This is a genomic window from Lacticaseibacillus jixiensis (assembly GCF_042847315.1).
Taxonomy (GTDB): domain Bacteria; phylum Bacillota; class Bacilli; order Lactobacillales; family Lactobacillaceae; genus Lacticaseibacillus; species Lacticaseibacillus jixiensis.
The window spans coordinates 34014-52982 of the sequence record NZ_BAAFPR010000007.1; the positions used below are offsets into that span (position 1 = coordinate 34014).

Below are 18969 nucleotides of genomic sequence, written 5' to 3' on the forward strand. Positions count from 1 at the left end.
GAAACTCATGCCAGATATCATTACCATGCGTGACTTGCATGTCACGTTCCAAGAAGAACAAGGACAAGTGTTTGCCGTGCGCGGCGTGGATCTGGACTTGCATCAAGGCGAAACGCTGGCGATCGTTGGCGAATCCGGTTCCGGCAAGTCAGTGACCACCAAGGCGTTGTTAGGCTTGCTGCCGAATAATGCCACAGTCACTGCGCAGACGCTAAGTTATGCTGGTCAAGATTTGACCAAGTTGAAGCGCCGCGATTATGATCGCCTGCGCGGGGCAGAGTTGGCGCTGATTTTTCAAGATCCGCTGTCGGCGTTAAATCCGACGATGCGCATTGGCAAGCAGCTGGCGGAGGTGTTGGTGGTGCATGAACACCTCGCCAAAGCGGCGATCCAAGCCCGCGTCGGGCAAGCGTTGGCTGAAGTAGGCTTGGCCGATGCGCCAGGCTTGTTGCGCAAATATCCGCATGAATTGTCCGGCGGCCAGCGGCAGCGCGTGGTGATCGCCATGGCCTTGATTGCCAAGCCTAAGGTGTTGGTGGCTGACGAACCCACCACTGCGCTGGATGTCACGTTGCAAGCGCAAGTGTTGGCCTTGATCAAACAAGAGAAAACGCGCCAAGACCTGTCGATCATTTTCATCACCCATGACCTAGGCGTGGTGGCCAACATTGCCGACCGCGTGGCGATCATGTATGCTGGGCAAGTGGTTGAAGTGGGCACTGCCGAAGAAATCTTCTATTACCCGCAACACCCGTATACTTGGGCGCTGCTGGACGCGGTGCCTAACGACGAAGCGGCGCAAAGTGAATTGTTCTCGCTGCCAGGCACGCCGCCGGATCTGCATCAAGAACCAGTTGGCGATGCTTTTGCCCCGCGCAACCCGTATGCCTTAGGGATCGATTTCAAACAAGCACCGCCTATTTCCGCCATCAGTCCCACGCATTGGGTGCGCTCGTGGCTGCTTGATCCGCAAGCGCCTAGTTATCAGCCGCCAGCCAGCATTCAAGCGCGCTGGCAGAAATATCAGGAGGTGCAGCATGGTTGATATGTATACGGTTAACGACTTGAGTGTGCATTTTCAAAAAGGGGCCTTAAAAGCCGTCGATCACGTCAGCTTCACGATCCCCACCGGCCGCATCGTTGGTTTAGTCGGTGAATCCGGCTCGGGTAAAACCACCACGGCGCGCGCTTTGGCCGGCATCGGCCCGATTAGTGGCGGCAGCGTCTTATTCAAACGCCAGCCGCTTCACCAAGTGTCGCGCCATGAATTTCGCCGCGCGGTGCAAATGGTGTTTCAAGATCCTTTTGAATCGCTGAATCCGCGGGAAAAAGTCGGCGACATTATCGCCGAAGGGTTGGATAACTTCCATCTGGTGCACGGCGCTGCCGAACGTCTTGCGCGCATCAGCGAATTGCTTGAGGCGGTGGGCTTGTCCGCCAATGCCGCCAATCGCTTCCCGCATGAATTCTCTGGCGGCCAGCGCCAGCGCATTGGCATTGCCCGCGCTTTGGCGGTAGAACCGGCGTGCTTGTTTCTGGATGAACCGATTTCGGCGCTGGATGTTTCGATTCAAGCACAAATCGTGAATTTATTAAAGCAGCTGCAACAAGCGCGGCACTTGACGTATTTGTTTATCGCCCATGATTTGTCGATGGTGCGCTATTTATGCGACAGTGTGTTGGTGATGTATCATGGCCGCATTGTGGAATCCGGCCCCACGGACTTGGTGTACCAAGATCCAAGGCATTTGTACACCCAATCGCTGTTGTCGGCGGTGCCGCATGCCGATCCGGAATACGAAGCCCACAAGCAATTGTTGACCTTTGACCCAAGTGTGATCAAACCAGATGATGTGTTGGTAGATGTTGGTGGCGGGCATTTGGTTTTGCAGCAGAAAGAAGGGGCCAGCATTGGCTGAACAAGCGTTATATCAAACCCACAAGCAGGCGTTAGTGGCCAGTGCCTTGGCGTTTCTGCCAGACGCGGAACCGGCGCGCATCGCCGCCGCCTTTGACAAGTGGTTAGGCCAGACGATCAGTTTCGCGGATTTTGCGCAGATCTATACGGATGTGACTGGCGAATTGCCGCCGCAAGATTACGACAGCACACCGGAAGCGGGGTTCTTCAATGAATACTTGAATTCGAATCGCTCTGCAGCAGATAAGGCGGTGGCCACTTTGATGGCGCTGGCCAAGAATAATGGGATGTATCGGCACAACACTGCCGCAGCGTTAGTCGCAGCCAACGCCATTTTGTACGCGGCCAATGCCGGGTTGGTGATCATTGCGCCAGCCGATGCGGCGGCGTTCACCGAGAACATTCGCCTGCATTACGTGCGCGATCATGTGGCAATCACCAACCACATCAAGGATGACTATCTGATCAACAACGAGAGCGGAGCATAAGTCAGGATGACGTTTGGGTGAGGGCCCGGTCAGGTGTTGCTTCGGCGTGTGGGCACTGCAAGACGGCGCAGGCGGTGCGGCCGGCTCCAACCGCGCAAAAAGCGCGCGTTTTACGCCTAAGAATCAAGCCAGGCGCTCGCTTCGCTCACATGCCCGTCTTGATTCTTGCCGCGATCAGCAAAGCGAGCCAAGCACAGCCCGCTTGGCTCACTTTGCTGATCGTTTCACGGCCTGACCGTCTTGCAGTGCCCACGCGCCTGCGCAACACCTGACCTGCGGTATTCGAATGCGTATGCTGGATGACGCGATCAACTAGGTTCTGGCCGAGGGGTCTCACAACTGAATCAAAATAATGACCCAGCAATTGTTTGTGCAGGGTCATTTGTTTGTGATCGATGAATCAGCCGCCAAGCGTGCTACAATGACCAAGTAGATGTAAACGCAAACATTATAACTTGGCTTAGTGAAGGGAAGCTTGTTGATGGATTACACAAAATTAGGACAAACCGATATTGAGATCTCGAAGCTTTGTGTCGGGGCGATGAGCTTCGGCAAAGCCGGCACCATGCACGATTGGACACTGGACGCTGACGGCACCACGACCATGGTCAAAACGTCCTTGGATCTGGGAATCAACTTCTTTGATACGGCCAACACTTATTCTAAAGGCACCAGTGAGGAATACTTAGGCCAGGCGCTCAAACGCAATCAGGTCGCCCGCGACAAAGTTGTCATTGCCTCTAAAGTGTTCTTTAACCCTGGTTACCTCAGCCGCAAAGCAATCATGCGCGAAATCGACGGCAGCTTGCAGCGGCTAGGCACCGATTATTTGGATCTGTATATCATTCACCGCTTCGATTACACCACCCCGATTGAAGAAACTATGGCAGCATTGAATGACTTGGTTGTTGCCGGCAAAGTCCGGGCACTCGGCGCCAGTGCCATGTATGCCGGCCAGTTTGAGCAGATGCAGCAAACGGCAAAAGCGCATGGCTGGGCGACTTTTCAAGCGATGGAGAACCACTATAACTTGTTGTATCGCGAAGACGAAGCGGAACTTATTCCGTTAACCAAGCAGTGGGGTGCGTCGTTGATGCCATACAGTCCTTTGGCCGCAGGGCATTTAAGCCATCTTGGCTGGACAACGGACACGCTGCGCAGCCGCACCGATCGCGTGGCAAGACAAAAATACGACCAAGCAGAGGCGCTAGACTTGCCGATCATCCAACAAGTCGCAGCCATTGCTAAGGCGCACAACGCCACGATGAGTCAAGTGGCACTGGCTTGGCTGTGGGCCAAAGGCGTTGCTTCGCCGATCGTCGGTGCTACCAAGGTCAAGCACCTGCAAGAAGCCGCCGAGGCACTTGAGGTACACTTGATCCCAGATGACATCAAGGCCTTAGAAGCGCCTTATCAAAAGCACGCCATTGTTGGTCCATTGGATCACGCACCGGCTTGATCAGAAAAAAATTGCCTACCAGCTGCTGCCGGTGGGCGATTTTTTTGCACTAAAATGTGGATAACTGCTGTGGATATGTGCGTAAATCAAAACAATGACGCCTTTTATTGAGTTGTCCACTTGTGGATAACTATCGAAACGAGCAAGGTGCCACTTATCAACACCCCGCCTAAAACCGCGAAGGTGGCGGCAAACCCAAAGGCACCGATGCACCAGCCTAACAGCGGGAACAAGCCGATCATGGCCAATGAAAACAGCAGCGACGCAACAGATAACAGCGTTGCGCGCTGGGCGCTGGGGATGCGGGCGTTGTAATACACGTTAAACACCGGCTCAAGCAGCGCAGACAAGGCGTAACTCAGCAGATAAACAACAATCAGCATGGTACTGTTGGCCAAACCCGCCAGCAGCAAGCTTACGCCTAATGCGGCACTGATGCTCACCAGCAACTTGCGCGCGTTAAAGTGCAGCAAGCGCGGGGCCAAGCGGATTGCTAAGACCGCCACCACCGCACTGGCAGCGAGACTGGCGGTGATCAGCCAGCCGGGAAAATGCCGCGTTTGCATGACGTTTTGAAAGTAATAGTAATAGCCGGTGGCCACCGCCATCAACAAAGCGTCGCAAAGCATCAGCCCCAACAGCTTAGGATCATGGCGCAAGGCACTGCCGGCAGCGCGTGTGATCGACCCAATCGTTTCCGGGCGTTCTCGAGCCTGGTGCATCGCCGGCTCCTTGAGTCCAGCCACCGTCACGATCGCGCCGATTGCTAAGGCGATGGCGATCCAATACGCCGCAGCTAGGTGGCCATGCGTCAAAGTGCCAGCCACCAGCAACCCGCCGGTAGCTGCCACTTCAATGAAGGCGTTCAAGCGGCTGGTGACTTGTGGATAATCATCCCCGCGCTTGGCGTCTTGCAAGGATTCATACACCAGTGCCTCCAGCGTGCCGGATTGCAAGTTGTATGACCAAGCCGACACCACAAAGCTCGCCGCGAACCACCAGAAGCTGCCGCCAGCCAACATGATTACCGCAGAAAGCACCGCCGCAATCCGCGAGAACGTGAGCATTTGTTTATAAGTGAAGCGATCCGCCAACACACCAGACGGCACTTCGAACAAGAAGCTGGCCACATGGAAAATGCTTTCGCACAAGCCGACTTCAACCAGATTCAGCCCGCGCTGGGCCAAGTAGATCACCCACAATTGGGTGATGCCGCAATATGCCAATAGCGCATAAGCATAGGTGCGACGAATTTGTGAATGCATGAGAAACCTTTCTTTCGCCAACATACCTTGAAATTCGGAATGCGCGATAATCACAGAATTTGCAGTATCAGACACTGCTTTATCAGATAAATTAGTCTCACAATAGCACTGGACCCCTTGTCAGACAAGGGATAGCCGCACAAGGAGCCAACTTTAGCGGCAAAAGTTTGCCCAATGCTGAGGGCCATGCTATATTATCTTTGCAACCTGCAGTGGGGTGTTGAGACTGGCAAAGTACAAGTTGGTCTGTACCCGGCATCCCTACACGAGCTGATCTGAGGGTGTTATGTGTAACGGCATGCACCGCGGCTCGTGCGTTCAAAGCGCCAGAGCGCCATGAAGCCCAATGTCCGTAGTCTTGGGCAATGCCAGGACGTTATCAGATTGCACCACGACCACCTCAGCGCACGTAGGCTTACGGCGCTGAGTACTTAATTGAATACCAGAGCGGAGCAAAGCGCACTTAGCGATGTGCGTAAGGCAGCCTGAGCCGATGGCGGGTTGTGCCATTGGATCGGGATGACTTACACGCAATCGCGTTGCTTTGCGCAGCTCGACGAAACCAGAGCGAAGTGGCGCGCTTTTAGCGGGTCGGGTAGCCTAGCCATTGTGCGTGAGGCGGTCTTTGCCTCAAGTGCAATGGCGTAGCTAGCCGCACCCGCGTTGCGCCACGCAGCTCGACGAAACCCAACAGGCACAGCTAGACATAGCCTGTTGCGACAAATACACGATAGCGAATACGGCGCTGATCGTGTATTTGTCGTACCATTGGAAGCTGCGACTCGGATCGATAATCGGATCCTTGCATGCCGCGTAAAGAGCGGTGGCTTTTCGAACGTCATATTATTGCAAAATCACGTCTACTTTCCCAGAAGTGTTAACGTGGTTTTTTCTTGTGCTTTCCTTTTCTGCTTTGTGGCGAGCCAATACGCATCAGAAAGAATATCCGGTTGCGATAAGACCGTTATCAGTGACAATTGGCTGAACTGTCGATTATAATCTGTCAATTTCGTCAACAACGCCAGAATTTGTAAGCTGACAGCTTCTGAACCTGTCACGCATGATGTAGGACTGGTGGTGCGAAGCGGGGTGGGGCAAGTGGCGGTCAGGCCGTGAAACGATCAGCGTAGTGAGCCAAGCGGGCTGTGCTTGGCTCGCAACGCTGATCGCGGCAAGAATCAAGACAGGCAGGCGAGCAAAGCGAGCGCCTGGCTCAATTCTTAGGTGGAAAACACGCGGACTTGGTGTGGTTGGAACCGGCCGCACAGCCTGCGCCGCCACTTGCCCATCCTGCGCAGCACCACCAGTCCGGCCCCACCCCAAACCACAAACGCACCGCACCACGCTGCCAATAACGGCGACGTGATGCGGTGCGTTTGTATATATTTACAGATCCAACGGGTCTTTCTTCGGCAGGAAGAAGCCGATGATCAGCCAGATCAAAGTGATATAAGGGAACATGTTCAACGGCCAAGCTGGGATCGGGTAGATGTTGGACCAAATCGGGTAGATCAACACGATGATGCCCAAAATCGGCGCCACCACGTGTTTGAACCAGCCGAAGCCTTCATCGCGATGCTTCAAGAAGAAGCGCATTGAACCGGCATTGACCAGCACATAAACCAGCAGCAGCGGGATCATGCCCAGCGTACCAAACCAGTTATAGTAATCCCCGGCGCCGATACCGCCAAAGATCCCAAAGATCAAATAGAAGATCAAGGACAATACCGTGATCAGATCCAAGGCATGCGAAGGGGTTTGCTTCTCGCCTGACAGCTTGGCCAGCCATGGATGCAAGTAGCCTTGCGCAGACAAGGCTTCCAGCATGAAGGCGCCGGCGTTTAACGCGCCGAAGTAGCAAGCAAAGTAACTCATGGCCGCCGCGAAGTCCAAGAACGTGGCCATGCCGTTGCCCATGTATTGCGTGGCTAAGTAGTTGACCGGCGCTGCAGAGTTAGCCATTTTGGCAATGTTGCCTACGCCAAAACCAACGATTTCGATGTAAGTGATGATGAAGTAGAAAACCGCCGCGAAAATCACGGAACCTAAGATCGAAATGGTGATGGCTTTCTTCGGGTTCTTCCCGCGCGGGGCGATGGTCGCTGCGCCTTCAAACCCGGCAAAAGACATCAAGGCAAAAATCATCCCGGTGCCGATTTGCGAGAAGCTGGCGTTGCTTGGGTTGACTGGCGCCGTGGACAAGCCGTTGTTGCCGCCATGCACCAAGATCACTGCCGCCAAGATCACCAACGCGCCAACGGCAAAGAATTCCAAAGTCAACGCAAAGCGGGTGGAGAACTCGATACCGCGATGGGACAAGGCGCCGCCGACCAGCAGCACCAACACGATGTACAACGGGATCGGCAAGTGGATGCCGAAGTGGCTCAAGAAGACGTTCAAGAAGTTACCAACGATCGCCGAGCTGCTCATGGCAAAAGTCACATACGTCAACACCAATAACCAGCCGGACAAGAAGCCGGCCTTTTCGCCTAACGCCACGCGGTTATAGGCATAAGCCGAGCCGTCGCCATGCGTTTTGCGGCCGAGTTGGACAAAAGAGATCCCGGTAAACAGCATCGCGATCCCGCCTAAGATGAAGGCCAAAGGCGCGGTGATGCCGGCGTTGGTCACGGCGCCGGCGGTGTTGAACGCCATCGCGCCAGTCGGTGCCAGCATCGCAACAGAAAGCCCGAGGACTTCGAGCAAAGACAATTTGTTCTTTTTCATAAAAACAGTTATTCCTCCAGAATAAGCTAATTAAGCCTTGTGTAAGTAAAGCCGCTCCGCATTGCCGTGGCAGATCATGTCACACCACGTTTGCTTCTGCGCTTCAGAAATATAATCCAATGAATCCAAGTGTTGCGCCAAGGCTTGCTTGAAGGTGCGCGCGCCCACGGCATACATCTCAGCATAAGTCGATGCGTCGCTGGCAAACAAGAAGCGCGAATATGGCGCCAGGTCCAGCGCTTCATCCAACACCCGTGGGACAGAATGCGGCCCTAGGTTGTCGATCAAGCTGATGTCAAAATACAAATTCGGGAATACCGACGCCAAGTAGCCGGCTTCTTTGTGATACGGGTAGCAGTGCAATAACACCACCGGCAAACCTTGCGGGCAGAATTCCTGCAGAAACGGCCGCAACAACAGCGGGTTGCCTTCAAACAAATCAGTGTCCGCGTCGCCATAGCCCACGTGAAACTGCAGTGGCATGTGTTGCGCAGCCAACGTCGGCGCCAATTGCCACAGGATATATGAAATCAACGTCGGGCTGGTTAAGCGGTTGATGCCACTGGCGCGCCATTGATTATAAGCGGCGACAGCCTCAGCTTGCGTCGGATTAGTCAAGCGCAAACCGAAGCGGTACGCGGCGATCGACTTAAAGCCCACATAGCCGTTAGCTTTGGCGGCAGCGACTTGACCGGCTAAGCCGTCAAACCAGTCGTTGAAGTTATCCGTTTGGTCCAACCAAGTTTCCGCGTGGGTCTCAATGCGATAAATCGCGTGGACCCGCGTGCCGGTCAGCTTGGCTGTTTCTGCTAAGTCTAAGATCGGGTCATCAGGCACAAAGCCGGTGTCGATGAACAAATCGGTGAAGCGGTAGTGGCCAAAGACGCGCTGATTATAGGTTGCGTATTCAGCATCGGTGAGATCGCGCAGCGGCGCTTGCGGATCAATGGCACGGCGGTTGGCTTCATCGATAAAGGCGTGCCAAGCCAAGCGGTTCTTGGTGTCGCTTAGCGGATAAGCGTTGTCGGCTTCGGTGGAAACTTGCGCCAAGCGCTTGGCGCGATTAGGCGCAGATGCTTTGATCAAATAATGACAATGATGGTCGACCAGCGGCACGCTGGCCAAATAATCGTGAATAGTAGACATGATAGCCTCTCTTTAGTACAAGTCGCGGTGTTCTGCGGCAATCGCTTCTGGTGCCATGTTGGCAAAGTGGGTGACTTCTGCGTGCTTGACCTTCACATAAGCGTCGATGGTGCGCGCCGAGAAGACTTGGGTGAACAAAGGATCCGCGGCCAGCGCATCAAGCGCTTCTTGCAAGTTCGTTGGCAAGCGGTGGACGCCCAATTCCTCACGCCGCTCAGCTGATAATTGCGCCGGATCAACGTCAACTGGAGTGGTTGGCTCTAATTCCCGCCGGATCCCGTCAAGCCCTGCGGCCAAGATCCCAGCCAGTGCCATGTACGGGTTAGCCGTGGCATCAGAGGCTTTGAGTTCGACGTTGGCCCCATTGGCCGCGTCGCCCCAGAAACTGGACGGCACACGAATGGCCGCTTCGCGATTGTCTTGGCCAAAAGTTGCATAGGCCGAAGACCAATGCCCTGGCTGCAGGCGCTGATAAGAGTTCACCGACGCGCAAGTCAAAGCCAACAAACCTTGAATATGCGCCAACATTCCGCCGATAAAGTGGCGGCCCACTGCGCTTAAATGCATGTCGGCATCAGCATCATAAAAGGCGTTCTTGCCGGCTTCATCCCACAGTGAGAAGTGGATATGCGCCCCATTTGCCCCAGAATCTAACATCGGCTTTGGGGCAAAAGTGGCATACAAGTCATGCGTCAAAGCGACATGTTTAACCACCCGCTTAAGGTTCAACATATGATCAGCCGCAGCCAATGGCGCAGCTGGTGCTTGCGGCAGTTCGTGCTGGCCGGCGCCGGCTTCTGGGTAATACTCAACCGGCTCGATCCCTAAAGCCTGCAGCTGGTCTAAAAGTTCCGGCAAGAAGGTATAGCCAAAATCCATCGCTTCAGTGGAGAAGCAGACTTTCGGATTGGCAGGCTGGCGGCCGTCTGGACCATCAGTGAACAATTCAAATTCATGTTCATAAGTCATTTGGGCGGTAAAGCCGGCAGCTTTAAGGTCGGCTACGACTTGCTGCAAAATGTTGCGCGGGTCAGCCGGGGCTTTTGTGTGATCGGTGTTGTAATGGTCACACATCATCGTGGCCACCGGCGCCCAAGGCAGGATGTGCAAGGAATCAAGATCTGGCACCAGGCGCAATTCGCCCACTGCCGTCATGTCTTCAACGTCGACCAAACCATCACGGGCGGTAGAAGCAAACATCGCTTTGGTGATGCCCATGCCGGCATGCAAGTGCTTGGTCAAGTGGTCGATCAGCACCGTTTTACCGCGCAACAAGCCGGTGTAGTCAGTGTATAAGAATTCAACGATGCGCACACCGTGCTCTTTGAGTTGTGCAACCAGTTGTTCGTCGTTCATAAATGCCTCCAAATTAAGCGCGCGCTTTTTGGGCGCGTTGGATCAAGTCGGTGAAGAACCGCAAATGTTCCGGATGTTTGTACCAGAGGTTCTCAGAATGCCACTGGATCAACAAGATACTGTCGTCGGCCTCGGATTCCAATGCTTCGATCACCCCATCTGGTGCGGTGGCGGTGACTTTCAAGCCAGGCGCAACGGTGCGCACCGCTTGATGGTGGCGCGAGTTGACCAAGAAGCGGTCGCCAAGCAATTCATTGACCCGCGAACCAGGCACGGTGTCAACATGGTGGGTCAGCCAGTGACCCAGCGTGGCTTGTGAATGTTGAATGGTGCAATCCGGATCTTGGGCGCCAAGGTCTTGATACAAGGTGCCGCCTAATGCGACGTTGGCGATTTGGATGCCGCGGCAAATGCCGAAAATCGGCTTGTGCGCTGCCAAGGTGGCTTTGATCAAGGCGATTTCAAAGACGTCTTTCTGGTCGACAGTGATGCCGATTTCTGGGATCGGTTCTTCGCCAAAATGCAGCGGGTTTACATCCGGGCCGCCTGGCAGCAGTAAGCCGTCAAAGGTTTGCACCATGTCGGCGACGAGTTCGTCAACCATGCTGATGTCGTCGGGAAACGGCAAGATGATCGGGATCCCGCCGGCAGCCAGCACCCCTTCTTTGACGTCGTGCGGCGCATATACCGGATGGTCGTCAGGCTTTTGCGGATTGATCTCGACTAATTCGTCACTAGGTAAGGCAATGATCGGTTTCATGTGCGGAATTCCTTTCTTGCGGCATCGAATTTTCAGAAAACAAAACTTTTATAAGTTTAGGCATAAAATTCTGGTATTACAAGGGCAAAACGTGGGAAAAAGCAAAAAACTTGCGGCGCCTGACGGACGCTGCAAGTCATTAGTGAAGTAATATTCGGATGCTTGAATCTCTTAGCGCACTTCGGTGTCATTGGCTTGCGCCAGCTGCGCTTGACGGCGGTAAGCGCTAGGGGTGATATCAAATTGCTTCTTGAAGGTGTGATCGAAGTTAGCTGGGTTCTTGTAACCGAGGCTAAAGCCGATTTCAGCGACGCTTTGCGCCGTCATCGCCAGCATTTTCTTGGCTTGGTTCATGCGAATGAAGCGCAACTCAGCAGAGAAGGGCTTCTTGAACAAGTCGTGGCACAACCGCGAGAAGTAGTTAGGCTCATAGCCGAAGTATTCAGCAGCAGACTTCAAGGTCACCGAATCGATGTGGGCCATGATGTAATTGAGGATCAAGCCGACTTGATGGGCCTTGTCGGCGCCGCGCAAGTTGTCTTCTGGAAAGTCGGATTCGATGATCATCATCGCATTCAACCGGGCCCGAGACAATTCAGTTAACAACAAGTTGGCCACCATTGACGCTTCATAACGCAAATAACCGTCTTGCGGCTTCATCAGCATCAAGCGCGCCAGTTGTTCGCAATAGCCGTTGGTTAATTCATGGGCGATGCGGCGAAAGACAATGTGGGCAGTGTCGGTGCTTTGCAAGAGGCTGGTGATCATGGCGTTAGGCCCGATGCCCACGGTGTTGGCTACCGGCAGGATGAAGAAGCGCGCCTGCAACGGCCGAGTCGGGGAATATGGTTCCAATTGCGCCGGCATCGGATTGTGGATCAAGACGATGTCGCCGGTTTTAAGCGCCAACGGCCGGCCTTTGAGGCGCAGGATGCACTCGCGGCGGCATTGAATGATCGCCAGCTGCGTGCCACCGGCTTCTGGATCAGGTGGCGCACTCAAGGCGCCTAAATCTAAGGGAACGGTAGTGGCACTCCAAATCGGCGTGTACATAGCTTGACCTCCGTTATCGCAAAAATTGTTTATATCTGCTATTCTAGCACAAACGCGGCTGATGAGGGCCACGATTTCCAGGCAAAACAACAGAATGGCATAACTTTTCCGACAATTAAACGCTAACAGGGAAATTGCTGCCGCGTTACAATGGTATCGTTGAAGGAGGTGGTGCCATTGAACGAGAAATTTCTTGAAGTGTTGCAGCACGAAGGCCCGGTGACCATCATCACGGTGAATGCCGCGCCGGCGCATGTGGTTAACACCTGGATGTCTTATGTGACTGTTAGCGACAACCAGTTGTTGATCCCAGCGGCGGGGATGCACAGCATCGAAGCCGACTTTGCCAACGATAACCATGTCACGTTGACGTTTGGTTCCAAGGCAGTCGAAGGCACCGTTGGGCCAGGCGCAGGGTTTCATGTGCATGGCACTGGCGAATTCACCGCAAGCGGCGCGGCTTTTGATAAGAAGCACGCCCAATTCCCATGGATGACGCGGCTGTTGGTCGTGACCATCGACGATATCCAACAGAAGATCTGATCAAGTCTGTTCTACCATGTCACAGTGTTGATCGGTATATAACCAAAATGATCCCCCTTCCCGAACAGAAGGGGGATTTTTGTCCCCCAGAGCGCAGCAAAGCGGTTTTAGCGATGTGTATAAGGCGGGGTGACGTTTGGGCGGTCTTGGCCCAAGCGGCGTCACGACTTATACGCAATCGCGTTGCTTTGCGTAGCTCGACGAAGTTTACGGCTGGTGAAGGCCGGACAGGGCGACCGGGGGCAGCTGGGACTACGGCCAAATGGCGTGGAACGTGGTGGGCGGCGGGCGAGCTAACTTTGCGTCTCCGCTGCGCTCCGTACGCAAAGTGGATCTCGCCCGCGCGCCTTGTTCTAAGCGCCTCCGCGCGTTGCGCTGCGGTGCTAAGAACAACGACACCCCTGACGCCATTTGGCCTCCGCCCCAGCTGCCCCCGGTCACACTGTCCTCCAAATTAGGTTTCAGCTTACGATTCTTGTTGATCGAACGAGAGCCGTCGAAAATATAACCCGTAGTGAATGATGCATGACTGATAGATACGCACCGCGCGGTTGGAACCGGCCGCGCCGCTTGCGCCGACGCTTCCCCCACGACGCGCAGCAGCCCCTGCCCGGCCTTTAGACCACACAAAAACGGTCTACGCAAAGGCGTAAACCGCTGGTGATGAATTATTGCAAGTCACGCGGAGCTTGGTCGCCGACTTGTAAAGCGACGCGCCAGCTGCCTGAGTTTTTCTCGGCGATGACTTGGTATTGTTCATCGCTTTCCCAAGTGGCAAACGTTAAGCGGTAGGTGGGATGATCCGCAGTTTGATCACGCTTGAGCTCATCGGCCATTAACAAGGCGGTTTCGGGGTAGCCGTTTTTGGCGAGCAAGTTGAACACCAGGTGCTCGACAGCGCGGTGCTGCCGGGCTTCGTGGCTGAATAAAGTCGCAATCGACATGATAAGTCGCCTCCATTATCGCAAAAATCCTATGGCTCTAATATACAGCGATAAAGCGCAACACAACGGGTTCATAAACCTAATTTAAACTATTAAATTAATACAAATTCTAGCGCAGCAGCTCAGGCGTTTGGCCGTCTTTGGCTAGTTCAACGCGCCATTGTTTGCCAGCCTTGATGGCAGTGGCGGTATAAGTACGCGGTTGGCTCACGGTGGTGAATGTCAGCTGGTAGCTGATCGCGCCGTGGTCGTGATGTTTGGTCAAGTCGGTATCGAAGTGAATGGCAGTTTCCGGATAGCCGTGGTGCGCAAGCTTGCGTAACAATAGCTCAGACACCATGCGGCGTTGACGCGCGGCAAGTCCGAAAGGCAAGCCGCCGGCAGTGATACGAGAAGCGTTCATCAGCATTTTCCTCCATGTCGTTAATAACTTAAAGATAGCATATAAATCACCTCTCGCGACCAACTATTAAAGAAGTTTAATAGATATTTCAGGTTCCAAATCCCGAGAATCAGGTTAAATACAATATTAATATGCGGATAATAATAATCGATAATAAATTACGCACAAAATGAACCGCTTGCATGATCAATCAAAGAAAACCCCTTTGCCAGGTTGGCAAAGGGGTTTTCAGTTATTGCGGTTAGATCGAGCAGCTTTCACAAGCGTTGGCGCCGATTTCGTCGTCGTCATCGGTGAAGGTGCGGATATAATAAATCGACTTGATGCCTTTCGCATGCGCGTAGTTGCGCAAGATGTTCAAATCGCGGGTGGTCATTTTGTCGGTGCGGCCGTTCTTCCATGGGTACAAGCCGGTGGGGATCGTTGAGCGCATGAACAAGGTCATGGACATGCCTTGATCGACATGTTGCTGGGCGGCGGCGTAGACATCGATCACTTTGCACATGTTGGTGTCATAGGCACTTTGATAATATGGCAAGGTGTCATTGGCCAAGCCGGAAGCCGGGTAGTAAATCGTGCCGATGGTTTTTTCTTGGCGGTCTTCGATGCGGTTGACGATCGGGTGCAAGGAAGAGCTGGTGTCGTTGATGTAAGAAATTGAACCATTTGGTGCCACAGCCATGCGGTTTTGATGGTACAAACCATCTTTCATGACGGCGGCTTTAAGCTCGTGCCAGTCGTCGGCAGTCGGAATATCGATGCCGGCGAATTGTTCGCGCACGGTGTCGTATTTGATGCCCCAGTCGCCATTGATATACTTGTCAAAATAGCTGCCATCAGCGTACTTGGAGGCTTCAAAGTTGTGGAACACCACGCCGCGTTCGCGCGCGATTTTGTTGGAAGCCTTCAGGGAATAGTAGTTCAGCAACAAGAAGTATTGGTTGGTGAAGTCCAAAGATTCAGGCGAGCCGTAGTGCATATGGTGCTTGGCAAAATACGTGTGCAAGCCCATGGCGCCTAAGCCGATGGAATGGGCGAGGTCGTTACCATTTTGCACAGAAGGCACCACGTCGATTTCAGAGTGGTCGGTGACGAAGGTCAACGCCCGCACCATTGCTTCCACTGATTTGCCGAAGTCTTGGGACTTCATTAAGTTCGGGATGTTGGTAGAGCCCAAGTTGCAAGAAACATCGGTGCCCATCACATCATATTCTTGGCGATTGTTGATGACACTAGGGGTTTGCACCTGCATGATTTCAGAGCATAAGTTGGACATGATGATCTTGCCGGCGATTGGGCTGGCGTTGTTGGCGGTGTCCACATTTAAGATGTAAGGATAGCCGGATTCTTGTTGAAGCTTGGAGATCTCAGTTTCCAAATCGCGGGCGCGGATCTTGGTTTTGGTGATGTTAGGGTTGGCCACCAAGTTGTCGTATTCTTTGGTGATGTCGATGTAAGAGAACGGTTGGCCGTATTCGCGCTCCACAGAATATGGAGAGAACAAGTACATGTCGGCGTCTGCTTTGACCAAGTCATAGAACTTGTCTGGCACGATCACGCCGAGGCTTAAGGTCTTCAGGCGATATTTCTCGTCGGCGTTTTCTTTCTTAGCGCCTAAGAAAGAAATGATGTCAGGATGGAAAACGTTCAAATACACCACGCCGGCGCCTTGGCGCTGACCAAGCTGGTTGGAATAAGAGAAAGAATCTTCCAAGAGCTTCATCACTGGCAACACGCCAGAAGCTGCGCCTTCGATACCTTTGATCGGGGCGCCGCCTTCACGCAAGTTAGACAAAGTGATCCCCACGCCGCCGCCGATACGAGACAGTTCCAAAGCGGAGTTCACGGCGCGGCCGATGCTGTTCATGTCATCAGACACTTGCAGCAAGAAACAAGACACCAATTCCCCGCGGCGGGCACGCCCGGCGTTTAAGAAGCTGGGGGTGGCAGGCTGGTAGCGTTGGTGGATCATTTCGTCAGCCAAGCTGCGCGCCAAATCTTCGTTGCCATCAGAGAAGAACAAGGCGTTGGCAAACACGCGGTCTTCAAAAGATTCGAGATATTGTTCGTTGTCATCAGTCTTCAAGGCGTATTGGGCATAGAACTTATAAGCGGCCATGAAAGACTGGAAGTGGAAGTCCTGGGCCTTTAAGTAATCGCTCAGCTCTTGCATGAACGCCAAGGAATACTTGTGCAAGAAGTCGGCTTCATAATAGTCATGTTCGACCAAGTAGTCGAGGCGGGCTTGCAAGCTGGCAAATTGCATGGTGTTTGGTTCGACATTTTCTTTGAAGAACGCGGCCAATGCTTCTTTATCTTTATTTAACGGGATCTGCCCGTTGACGGGGATGTTGATTTCGTTGTTGAGTTTAAAATAGGTGACTTGCTCTGGATCGATCGCTTTAAGGCCCATGACTGCAACTCCTTTGAATTCAGTAATTGAGAATAATGCTATAATACTGTATATTGTGGTTATGGTCAAACGCCAGACAACATCTAGCGTTTAATGACTTGTGCGAGGCTTTCGTATAAATAGCGCGCAAGTGACATTCTAACACCTAAGCGGAGAAGGAGACAGCAACACATGGCAAATTATCAGGCAATTAATTGGGACCGCGTTTCAGACGCCGTCGACAAAGCAACTTGGGAGAAACTCACCGAACAGTTCTGGCTGGACACACGGATCCCGGTATCCAACGACATGGATGACTGGCGTGAACTCGACAGCACCCATCAATGGGTGGTTGGCCATGTTTTTGGCGGGTTGACACTGTTGGACACGGTGCAAAGCCAAGACGGCATGCGCGCTTTGACCACCGGCGCCATTACCCCGCATGAAAAGGCGGTGTTGAACAACATCCAATTCATGGAATCGGTCCATGCCAAGTCTTATTCCACCATTTTCTCAACGTTGAACACCCAATCTGAAATCGACGAGATCTTCCAATGGTCCGATTCTGAAGAATACTTGCAAAACAAGGCGCAATGGATCGTGGATTTGTACCGCAACGACCCAGACCCGATGCACAAGAAAGTCGCCAACGTTTTCTTGGAAACTTGCTTATTCTATTCCGGCTTCTACACCCCACTTTATTACCTGGGCAATAATAAGCTCAACAACGTCGCTGAAATCATCAAGCTGATCTTGCGCGACGAATCCGTGCACGGCACCTACATCGGCTACAAGTACCAAATCGCCTACAACCAATTGTCTGACGCTGAGAAGCAGAAACAAGACGACTGGGCCTACGACTTGTTGTACAAGCTTTACGCTAACGAAGAGAAGTACGCAGCGCTTTGCTACGACCAAGTCGGCTGGACCAAAGAAGTCATGACTTTCGTTGAATATAACGCCAACAAGGCTTTGATGAACTTAGGCAAGGAATCGATGTTCCCAACCAGTGCCGCTGATGTCAACCCGATCATCATGAACGGGATCAACACCACCACTTCTAACCACGACTTCTTCTCGCAAGTCGGCAACGGCTACTTGCTGGGCCAAGTTGAAGCCATGAGCGATGACGATTACAACATTGACGTGATTTCTGATCCAGAAGCTGGTGACGACAAATGATCAACGTGTTCTATGTTTCCATTTCCGGCAACACCGCGGCTTTTGCCAAGCGCTTGACAGCTTATGCCAAAGCCCAACATGCCAAAGACGCCCAGGCCCCTTTGATCAACGCGGTGGCTTATGATGAATCCGTTGACCCAGCAATCATGGATCAGCCGTATTTCGTCATGGTGCCGACTTATTTAGACGGCGGCGATGGCATCAATAACGGCGTGCAAGAAGTGATGACAGTCGACTTTCGCGATGAGCTTGATGCCGGCAACACCGAGAATTTGCTGGGCATCATCGGTTCCGGCAATCGCAACTTCAACGCCCAATTCGGCTTGACGGCCAAGCATTATGCAAGGCGCTTCAACTCACCGGTGATCGGGATGTTTGAATTGCGCGGCAATGATGTTGAAGCCGCCAAGATCTATCAAGCGCTGTGCAACTACCAGCGCGATTACGACCGCCGCGGCACCAAGCGCACGCTGGTCCATTAACCAAGTTGCGCCTTTGGCCACATTTGATGTGGGCAAAGGCGTTTTTTTATACGCCGCGTTGGGCTGCGCGGCTCGACGAAGACGACAGTCGTGTAGGCCCGGGCAGCTGTTACTGCGCAGCGTGGGGTAAGCGTCGGCGCAGGCGGTGCGGCCGGCTTCAACCACGCTGAAAAGCGCGTGTTTTCCGCCTAACTTTTGAGCTTTGCACTCGCCTGCGGCTCGTCTTGCAAAGCTCAAAAGTTGCCGCGAGCAGCGCAGAAAGACATGCACAGCCCGCATGTCTTTCTGCGCTGCTCGTTTCACGGCCTGACCGACGCTTGCCCCACGCCGCTTCGTAACAGCTGTCCGACATCATCCAAATTAATGCCAATTGGTAGGATCCGCACTGACGTGGCAAGGTATCGCAGCTTTAAACGAATTATGTCGGAAACGGTAACTGGGAGCAGCTGGGGCTATGGCCAAAGTGCGTGGAACGTAGGGGGCGGTGGGCGGTAACTTACCAACTTTGCTTCGCTGCGCCTGTCGAGTGGCTTTCGCTCACGCGCCTTGTGTTCCGTTGCCAAGAAGAACGGCACCACTGACGCTGGTTGGTCTTGGCACAATGCGGCTGCCAGGTCCTGTTTCCTGCACGATTGGGCTCCGATTTCCAATCACTTTATCTTGCGCGTTTCGGTGTGAATCCGAACAATTGTAGACTGATTCGAATGATGTAGGGCAGGGGTTGCGGAGCAGCGTGGGGTAAGCGGCGGTCAAGCCGTGAAACGGTCAGCACAGTCAGCCAGGCGGGCTGTGCTTGGCTGACTGTGCTGATCGCGGCAAGAATTGAGACAGGCAAGGCGAGCAAAGCGAGC

Annotated in this window: 16 protein-coding genes; 7 read left to right on the plus strand and 9 right to left on the minus strand. The window is 53.4% G+C overall.

Translation table 11 applies throughout. The features are described from left to right. Positions 1 to 7: 7 nt before the first annotated feature. From ACGG90_RS06045 to ACGG90_RS06060, 4 genes are all read left to right on the plus strand, one after another. A complete protein-coding gene (locus ACGG90_RS06045; protein ID WP_390407103.1) occupies positions 8 to 1045 on the plus strand; it encodes an ABC transporter ATP-binding protein in 1038 nt (345 codons plus the stop codon). A gap of 1 nt (position 1046) precedes the next feature. Then, positions 1047 to 1919 carry an ATP-binding cassette domain-containing protein gene (locus tag ACGG90_RS06050; RefSeq protein WP_390407414.1) on the plus strand — a complete coding sequence of 291 codons (873 nt, stop codon included), beginning with the start codon at positions 1047 to 1049 and terminating at the stop codon, positions 1917 to 1919. Beyond that, entirely contained in the window at positions 1912 to 2406 is a 495-nt protein-coding gene (locus ACGG90_RS06055; RefSeq protein ID WP_390407104.1) for a hypothetical protein, read from the plus strand. Before ACGG90_RS06050 ends, ACGG90_RS06055 begins: the two co-directional genes overlap by 8 nt. 481 nt (positions 2407 to 2887) lie before the next feature. Beyond that, a complete protein-coding gene (locus tag ACGG90_RS06060; RefSeq protein WP_390407105.1) occupies positions 2888 to 3865 on the plus strand; it encodes an aldo/keto reductase in 978 nt (325 codons plus the stop codon). Positions 3866 to 3969: 104 nt separating this feature from the next. Here the strand turns inward: ACGG90_RS06060 and ACGG90_RS06065 are convergent, their stop codons facing one another. The 6 genes from ACGG90_RS06065 to ACGG90_RS06090 form a co-directional block, all read right to left on the minus strand. Then, positions 3970 to 5130, minus strand: a complete 1161-nt coding sequence (locus ACGG90_RS06065; RefSeq protein WP_390407106.1) for an MFS transporter — start codon at positions 5128 to 5130, stop codon at positions 3970 to 3972. Between the two features lie 1386 nt (positions 5131 to 6516). Further along, the gene (locus tag ACGG90_RS06070; protein WP_390407107.1) at positions 6517 to 7857 is read right to left on the minus strand and encodes an APC family permease; all 1341 of its coding nucleotides are present in this window, start codon (positions 7855 to 7857) and stop codon (positions 6517 to 6519) included. 30 nt (positions 7858 to 7887) lie between these two features. Further along, entirely contained in the window at positions 7888 to 9003 is a 1116-nt protein-coding gene (locus ACGG90_RS06075; RefSeq protein ID WP_390407108.1) for an amidohydrolase family protein, read from the minus strand. A gap of 12 nt (positions 9004 to 9015) precedes the next feature. Continuing rightward, positions 9016 to 10359, minus strand: a complete 1344-nt coding sequence (locus ACGG90_RS06080; RefSeq protein ID WP_390407110.1) for a glutamine synthetase family protein — start codon at positions 10357 to 10359, stop codon at positions 9016 to 9018. 13 nt (positions 10360 to 10372) lie between these two features. Beyond that, positions 10373 to 11119 (minus strand): gamma-glutamyl-gamma-aminobutyrate hydrolase family protein, encoded by a 747-nt coding sequence (locus tag ACGG90_RS06085; protein ID WP_390407112.1) that lies wholly within the window; start codon positions 11117 to 11119, stop codon positions 10373 to 10375. Between the two features lie 171 nt (positions 11120 to 11290). Beyond that, positions 11291 to 12172: a helix-turn-helix transcriptional regulator gene (locus ACGG90_RS06090; protein WP_390407114.1), complete on the minus strand. Its 882-nt coding sequence runs from the start codon at positions 12170 to 12172 to the stop codon at positions 11291 to 11293. Positions 12173 to 12349: 177 nt separating this feature from the next. Here ACGG90_RS06090 and ACGG90_RS06095 point away from each other — a divergent pair, with 177 nt between their 5' ends. After that, entirely contained in the window at positions 12350 to 12715 is a 366-nt protein-coding gene (locus tag ACGG90_RS06095; protein ID WP_390407116.1) for a pyridoxamine 5'-phosphate oxidase family protein, read from the plus strand. 668 nt (positions 12716 to 13383) lie between these two features. On the opposite strand, the gene ACGG90_RS06100 is transcribed toward ACGG90_RS06095, so the two are convergent. The 3 genes from ACGG90_RS06100 to nrdE form a co-directional block, all read right to left on the minus strand. Then, positions 13384 to 13659 carry a hypothetical protein gene (locus ACGG90_RS06100; protein ID WP_390407118.1) on the minus strand — a complete coding sequence of 92 codons (276 nt, stop codon included), beginning with the start codon at positions 13657 to 13659 and terminating at the stop codon, positions 13384 to 13386. Positions 13660 to 13768: 109 nt separating this feature from the next. Beyond that, positions 13769 to 14062 (minus strand): hypothetical protein, encoded by a 294-nt coding sequence (locus ACGG90_RS06105; protein ID WP_390407120.1) that lies wholly within the window; start codon positions 14060 to 14062, stop codon positions 13769 to 13771. Positions 14063 to 14303: 241 nt separating this feature from the next. Continuing rightward, positions 14304 to 16475 (minus strand): class 1b ribonucleoside-diphosphate reductase subunit alpha, encoded by a 2172-nt coding sequence (nrdE, locus tag ACGG90_RS06110; RefSeq protein ID WP_390407122.1) that lies wholly within the window; start codon positions 16473 to 16475, stop codon positions 14304 to 14306. Between the two features lie 171 nt (positions 16476 to 16646). Here nrdE and nrdF point away from each other — a divergent pair, with 171 nt between their 5' ends. Together nrdF and ACGG90_RS06120 are read left to right on the plus strand one after the other, a co-directional pair. Then, positions 16647 to 17636, plus strand: a complete 990-nt coding sequence (gene nrdF / locus ACGG90_RS06115; protein WP_390407124.1) for a class 1b ribonucleoside-diphosphate reductase subunit beta — start codon at positions 16647 to 16649, stop codon at positions 17634 to 17636. Beyond that, the gene (locus tag ACGG90_RS06120) at positions 17633 to 18118 is read left to right on the plus strand and encodes a class Ib ribonucleoside-diphosphate reductase assembly flavoprotein NrdI (protein WP_390407127.1); all 486 of its coding nucleotides are present in this window, start codon (positions 17633 to 17635) and stop codon (positions 18116 to 18118) included. Before nrdF ends, ACGG90_RS06120 begins: the two co-directional genes overlap by 4 nt. Positions 18119 to 18969: the final 851 nt, after the last annotated feature.

What these genes read in the sequence shown, in the direction of transcription:
- ACGG90_RS06045 (WP_390407103.1), top strand. Translation starts at nt 8, where the DNA reads ATGCCAGATATCATTACCATGCGTGACTTGCATGTCACGTTCCAAGAA.
- ACGG90_RS06050 (WP_390407414.1), top strand. Translation starts at nt 1,047, where the DNA reads ATGTATACGGTTAACGACTTGAGTGTGCATTTTCAAAAAGGGGCCTTA.
- ACGG90_RS06060 (WP_390407105.1), top strand. Translation starts at nt 2,888, where the DNA reads ATGGATTACACAAAATTAGGACAAACCGATATTGAGATCTCGAAGCTT.
- ACGG90_RS06065 (WP_390407106.1), bottom strand. Translation starts at nt 5,130, where the DNA reads ATGCATTCACAAATTCGTCGCACCTATGCTTATGCGCTATTGGCATAT.
- ACGG90_RS06070 (WP_390407107.1), bottom strand. Translation starts at nt 7,857, where the DNA reads ATGAAAAAGAACAAATTGTCTTTGCTCGAAGTCCTCGGGCTTTCTGTT.
- ACGG90_RS06075 (WP_390407108.1), bottom strand. Translation starts at nt 9,003, where the DNA reads ATGTCTACTATTCACGATTATTTGGCCAGCGTGCCGCTGGTCGACCAT.
- ACGG90_RS06080 (WP_390407110.1), bottom strand. Translation starts at nt 10,359, where the DNA reads ATGAACGACGAACAACTGGTTGCACAACTCAAAGAGCACGGTGTGCGC.
- ACGG90_RS06085 (WP_390407112.1), bottom strand. Translation starts at nt 11,119, where the DNA reads ATGAAACCGATCATTGCCTTACCTAGTGACGAATTAGTCGAGATCAAT.
- ACGG90_RS06090 (WP_390407114.1), bottom strand. Translation starts at nt 12,172, where the DNA reads ATGTACACGCCGATTTGGAGTGCCACTACCGTTCCCTTAGATTTAGGC.
- ACGG90_RS06100 (WP_390407118.1), bottom strand. Translation starts at nt 13,659, where the DNA reads ATGTCGATTGCGACTTTATTCAGCCACGAAGCCCGGCAGCACCGCGCT.
- ACGG90_RS06105 (WP_390407120.1), bottom strand. Translation starts at nt 14,062, where the DNA reads ATGAACGCTTCTCGTATCACTGCCGGCGGCTTGCCTTTCGGACTTGCC.
- nrdE (WP_390407122.1), bottom strand. Translation starts at nt 16,475, where the DNA reads ATGGGCCTTAAAGCGATCGATCCAGAGCAAGTCACCTATTTTAAACTC.
- nrdF (WP_390407124.1), top strand. Translation starts at nt 16,647, where the DNA reads ATGGCAAATTATCAGGCAATTAATTGGGACCGCGTTTCAGACGCCGTC.
- ACGG90_RS06120 (WP_390407127.1), top strand. Translation starts at nt 17,633, where the DNA reads ATGATCAACGTGTTCTATGTTTCCATTTCCGGCAACACCGCGGCTTTT.